4 protein-coding genes are annotated in these 4,181 nt (G+C 61.9%); all 4 read left to right on the forward strand.

Annotation, left to right across the window (positions count from 1 at the left end; all coding sequences use genetic code 11):
• A partial coding sequence (locus AC1DMA_RS30035) for a methyl-accepting chemotaxis protein (RefSeq protein WP_478146464.1) occupies nt 1-693 on the forward strand: 693 nt, incomplete at its 5' end.
• 46 nt (nt 694-739) lie between these two features.
• A complete protein-coding gene (locus AC1DMA_RS30040) occupies nt 740-1,231 on the forward strand; it encodes a chemotaxis protein CheW (RefSeq protein WP_478146465.1) in 492 nt (163 codons plus the stop codon).
• Between the two features lie 30 nt (nt 1,232-1,261).
• Nucleotides 1,262-2,977 carry a methyl-accepting chemotaxis protein gene (locus AC1DMA_RS30045; RefSeq protein WP_478146466.1) on the forward strand — a complete coding sequence of 572 codons (1,716 nt, stop codon included), beginning with the start codon at nt 1,262-1,264 and terminating at the stop codon, nt 2,975-2,977.
• A 56-nt stretch (nt 2,978-3,033) separates the two neighbouring features.
• The coding region (locus AC1DMA_RS30050; protein ID WP_478146467.1) for an MCP four helix bundle domain-containing protein at nt 3,034-4,181 on the forward strand (1,148 nt) is incomplete at its 3' end.

Here is a 4,181-nt window from a genome sequence, read left to right on the forward strand (position 1 = left end):
GAAGAGCAGGCGAGTTCGCTGGAAGAGACGGCGGCTTCGATGGAAGAGCTGACCTCCACGGTGAAGCAGAACGCGGACAACGCGCGGCAGGCGAACCAACTCGCAGTGTCGGCCTCGGCAGTCGCGGTCAAGGGCGGCAGCGTGGTCAGCCAGGTGGTGGACACGATGGCTTCGATCAATGCATCGTCCAGGAAGATCGTGGACATCATCGGCGTGATCGATGGCATCGCGTTCCAGACCAACATCCTTGCACTGAACGCRGCGGTGGAAGCSGCACGCGCCGGCGAGCAGGGCCGCGGCTTTGCTGTGGTGGCCTCTGAAGTGCGAAGCCTTGCRCAGCGCTCCGCAGCGGCGGCGAAGGAAATCAAGGGCCTCATCGATGACTCGGTGGGCAAGGTGGATGCGGGCAGCGCGCTGGTGGGCGAAGCGGGCAAGACCATGGAAGAGATCGTCGAGAGCGTCAAGCGGGTGACGGACATCATGGGCGAGATCACTGCCGCGAGCCAGGAGCAAACGTCGGGCATCGAGCAGATCAACCAGGCGATCACGCAGATGGACCAGGTGACGCAGCAGAACGCCGCACTCGTGGAAGAAGCATCCGCGGCAGCGCAATCACTGCAGGAGCAGGCTGGAAGCCTCTCGCAAGTGGTGGGCGTCTTCAGTTTCGAATCAGCCCGACCGGCGCTCGCGTGATCGCGAAGCGCCACAGATTCACCCAATCAAGCATGGAGCAAACAAGATGTTGACCAAGACCACAGATGCCGCAAACGCCGGCAAGCCGCTGGAGTTTCTCTCCTTCACCCTCGGGCACGAGGAATACGGCATCGACATCCAGAAGGTGCAGGAGCTTCGAGGCTACGACGCGGTCACGCGCATTGCCAACGCTCCGGAGTACATCAAGGGTGTGGTGAACCTGCGCGGGATCATTGTTCCGATCATCGACATGCGCATCAAGTTTGCGCTGGGCACGCCGAGTTATGACCAGTTCACGGTGGTGATCGTGCTGAACATCGCGGGACGCGTGGTGGGGATGGTGGTGGACAGCGTCTCCGACGTGATCACGCTGGCGGCCGAGCAGATCAAGCCTGCGYCCGCGATGGGCTCGGTGCTGGACACGGACTACCTGATCGGACTGGGCACGCTGGACGAGCGGATGCTGATCCTGGTGGACATCGACCGCCTGATGTCCAGCGACGAAATGGGCCTGGTCGAAGCCGCGGCCACAGCCTGATTCAAGCAAACCCACACCGCGGGCCTCATCATGAATTTTCTATCCAACATACGCATCGGAACGCGTCTGGCCATCGGCTTTGCCGTGGTGCTGGGCTTGACGATTCTCTCATCCGTCTTTGCACTGAACAGTGCCCGGAACACTGCCGCGGCGACGCGGCACATGATGGAGAGCCCGCTTGCCAAGGAGCGGCTCATCTCCGACTGGTATGTGCTCACCTACTCGGCCATCGCGCGCACGTCGATGATCGCGAAGACCACCGACGACACGCTTCCAGTCACTTTTGCCGAAGTCATCTCCGACAGCGTCAAGAAGGGGAGCGAAACGATGAGCAAGGTCGAGGCTCTCCTGGTCGTCGACGAGGAAAAAAAGCTGTACAAGACCATCGTCGAGCTCCGCGCCAAATATCAGACCGCCAAGGACCTCGTCGGAAAAACGAAGGCCAGCGGCGACGTCGCGGAAACGGAGCGGGTCTTCAAGCAATCCTTCCTGCCTGCTGCGAAGGCCTATGAAAGCAGCGTGCTCGATCTCCTGTCGATGGAGCGCAAGGCGATCAACGACATGAGCCAGGCCATCGACGCGGCCAACGAGCGCGCCTTCGAACTGAGGGCGATCCTGACGGTCCTCTCGGTGCTGATCGGTGCGGCTTTCGCCTTCCTCATCTCGCGCAGCATCGTTCGTCCTCTGGCCGAGGCCGTCAAGGTGGCGGAGACGGTCGCAGCGGGTGACCTGACCTCGCGCATCGAAGTCCATAGCCGCGACGAGGCCGGCCAGTTGATGCGGGCGCTGAAGAACATGAACGACAGCCTTGCAAAGGTGGTGGGCGAAGTACGTACGGGCACGGACACGATCGCGACGGCGTCCAGCCAAATCGCCACGGGCAACCAGGACTTGTCCTCGCGCACCGAAGAGCAGGCGAGCTCGCTGGAGCAGACCGCCGCTTCGATGGAAGAGCTCACCTCGACCGTCAAGCAAAACGCCGACAACGCGCGCCAAGCCAATCAGCTTGCGGTGTCCGCTTCCGAAGTGGCGGTCAAGGGCGGCAGTGTCGTCTCGCAGGTGGTCGACACGATGGGCTCCATCAATGCATCGTCGCGCAAGATCGTGGACATCATYGGCGTSATCGACGGCATTGCATTCCAGACSAACATCCTTGCMTTGAAYGCAGCRGTCGAAGCCGCCCGCGCTGGCGAGCAGGGCCGCGGCTTCGCCGTGGTGGCCTCCGAAGTGCGCAGCCTGGCCCAACGCTCAGCCGCCGCAGCCAAGGAAATCAAGACACTCATCGGCGACTCGGTTGAGAAGGTCGAGGAAGGCAGCAAGCAGGTGGCCGAAGCCGGAAAGACCATGGAAGAGATCGTCGACAGCGTCAAGCGCGTGACGGACATCATGGGCGAGATCACTGCCGCGAGCCAGGAGCAGACGTCGGGCATCGAGCAGATCAACCAGGCTATCACGCAGATGGACCAGGTCACGCAGCAGAACGCGGCATTGGTGGAAGAAGCATCGGCAGCAGCGCAATCACTGCAGGAGCAGGCCGGGGGCCTTTTGCACGTGGTCGGAACCTTCAAGCTGGACGCGAGGAGCCACTCCAAGCCCAGCCTACCGCCGGCGGCAGCCGCGCCGCGCAAACCGGCAGAAGCACGCAACAAGGCTCTCCAGAGTCCACGGGCCAACGGTCGTGGCGTCGAACCCCAACTGGCCGTGAGCAGCGCCAGCGCGGGCGCGGGCGACTGGACCGAGTTCTGAACGAGCGCGGACATCTTCCAAATACATCACAGAGGGCGATTGCCCATAGAGAAATCATGAAAGCGTTCTACAACCTCAGGCTCGCGACCAAGCTTCTCGCGTCCTTCATTGCGGTCCTTGCATTGACCGTCCTCGTCGGCGTCTTCTCGATCGTGCAGCTCGAGAAGGTCAACCAGATGTCGACCGACATCACCACCAACTGGATGCCCTCCACACGCTCGCTGCTCGAATTGAAGGGCTTGATGTCGCGCTACAGGGCGCAGGAGTTGCAACACATCCTCTCGTCGCAAGAGGCGGAGATGAACGACTACGAGAAGTCGATGGGCGCTACCTGGAACGAACTGACGAAGACCCGCGCGGTCTACGAAAAGCTCATGTCCGATCCCCAGGAGAAGGCCACCTACCCGGAGCTCGTCAAATTGCTCGACCAGTATGCGCAAGAGCATGAAAAGGTGATCGTCCTTTCGCGAGCGCAGCGCAACGAAGAAGCGACGGCGCTGGTACGTGGCGAATCGCTGCGGCTGAACCGTGAACTGAACACCATCCTGGACAAGCTTGCCACGGTGAATACGACGGGCGCGGCCAATGCCAGCGAAATGGGCGATGCGGTCTATGCGCAAGCCCGCCGATGGGTGCTCGGTTTGCTGATCGGCAGCGTTGCCCTGGGCCTTCTGCTGGCGGTCTTCATTGCGCGCCTCGTCTCGAAGCCGCTGGCCCACGCCGTCAAGATTGCGCAGTCAGTGGCATCCGGCGATCTCACCAGCCGCATCGAAGCGCAGACGAAGGATGAGACAGGCCTCTTGCTCGAGGCCCTGAAAGAAATGAACGCCAGCCTGGTGAAGATCGTCGGCGAAGTGCGTACGGGCACGGACACCATCGCCACGGCATCGAGCCAGATCGCCACGGGCAACCAGGACTTGTCCTCGCGCACCGAAGAGCAGGCGAGCTCGCTGGAGCAGACCGCCGCTTCGATGGAAGAGCTCACATCGACCGTCAAGCAGAACGCCGACAACGCGCGCCAGGCCAATCAGCTTGCGGTGTCCGCTTCCGAAGTGGCGGTCAAGGGCGGCAGTGTCGTCTCGCAGGTGGTCGACACGATGGGCTCCATCAATGCATCGTCGCGCAAGATCGTGGACATCATCGGCGTGATCGACGGCATTGCATTCCAGACGAACATCCTTGCATTGAACGCAGCAGTCGAAGC

The sequence above is a fragment of the Variovorax sp. 05N34 genome, from assembly GCF_056397405.1.